The 868-nt window shown below is 68.9% G+C and carries 1 protein-coding gene; it reads right to left on the bottom strand.

Features of this window, described 5'->3' with window-relative positions; genetic code table 11:
• The coding region (locus tag AC5RVV_RS17580) for a M16 family metallopeptidase (RefSeq protein WP_494002639.1) at window positions 1-839 on the bottom strand (839 nt) is incomplete at its 3' end.
• Between the last annotated feature and the right edge of the window lie 29 nt (window positions 840-868).

The following is an 868-nucleotide window of genomic DNA, read 5'->3' as shown; positions in this document are numbered from 1 at the left end:
AGCACGGCGTTGAGGACGCTCATGACGAAGCGGCGCTCGTCCGTGGCCGTGAGCGCCGGGCAGCCCATCACGATATTGGCCTGCTCGACGGCGCGCTTGTACACGTGGACGCCGGCAGTGCCGGCGATGACGGCACGGTCGGTGGCGCGGCGGGACACCGGGGCAGCGCCGTCCGCCAGTTCCCAGCCCGCGCTGTGGAGGGCGTCGAGCACCAGCCGGCAGACGGCGTCGTGCTCCAGGCCTCCCGCTGCGGTGACCACCAATTCATCCGGGCGGTAGTAGCGCCGGTAGTGGTCCCACACCGATTCCCGGGAGACGGCCCGGATCGCCTCCGGGAAGCCGCCGATGGGGCGGGCCAGCGGATGGCCGCCCAGCACCGCCTCGACGAACTTCTCGTGGGCGACGTCCGCCGGATCGTCACTGTCCATGGCGATCTCTTCGAGGATGACGTCCCGTTCCTGCTCCAGGTCGTTCGGATCCAGGACAGCGGAGGTGACCATGTCCGAGATGACGTCGATAGCCATCGGCAGGTCGCTGTCCAGGACACGCGCGTAGTAGCAGGTGTTTTCCTTAGCGGTGGCCGCATTGGACTCCCCGCCCACCTCGTCGAAGGCCGAGGCGATTTCCAGCGCCGTACGGCGCTTGGTGCCCTTGAACAGCAGATGCTCAAGGAAATGGGTCGAACCGTGCTGGCCCTCGGCTTCATCCCGGGAGCCAACAGCGATCCAGAACCCGATGCTCGCCGACCGCTGGCCGGGCATGGCCTCGGTCAGCACCCGCACACCGCCGGGCAGGACGGAACGGCGCACCAGGGCGCCGCCCGCCTCCCCGTAGATGATGGTCGGATCGCCCTCAAGCCCGACGGCAG

The organism is Arthrobacter sp. MDT2-34-1 (assembly GCF_059091365.1).
Note: the sequence above shows the minus strand (reverse complement) of the source record. Positions and strands in the feature narration are given on the sequence as shown.